Annotated in this window: 1 protein-coding gene; it reads right to left on the bottom strand. The window is 69.1% G+C overall.

What is annotated here, in order from left to right; translation table 11 throughout:
* Nucleotides 1-278, bottom strand: a 278-nt coding sequence (locus R0J87_RS19865; RefSeq protein WP_498888407.1) for a hypothetical protein, incomplete at both ends; no start/stop codon positions are given.

Raw genomic sequence — 278 nt, 5'->3', positions numbered from 1 at the left:
ACCGTAACCGTGCCGGTGCCGTCGCCGTTGAGCGTCCAGCGGTCGGTGTCGCCGAGGTTGAGCACGCCGGTTTCAAAGGTCAGCGATGCGCCGTCAATCGCGTTGATCGACGGGCGGCCGCCGAGGGTGTTGTAGGTCGAGCCGGTGGCGAAGGTGAAGCTGCCGCCGAGTGTGCCGGCGTAGTTGGCGTCGGCCTCGCCGCCGGTGTGGTCGATGCTTTCGTCGTCGAACACCACGTCGCCCCCGGCGACGAAGGTCGTGCCCGCGGCGGTGCGGAT

This window comes from Halomonas sp. SIMBA_159 (genome assembly GCF_046536035.1).
In the GTDB taxonomy this organism is placed as follows: Bacteria; Pseudomonadota; Gammaproteobacteria; order Pseudomonadales; family Halomonadaceae; genus Vreelandella; species Vreelandella venusta_A.
This window is presented reverse-complemented; position numbering and strand designations above follow the sequence as displayed.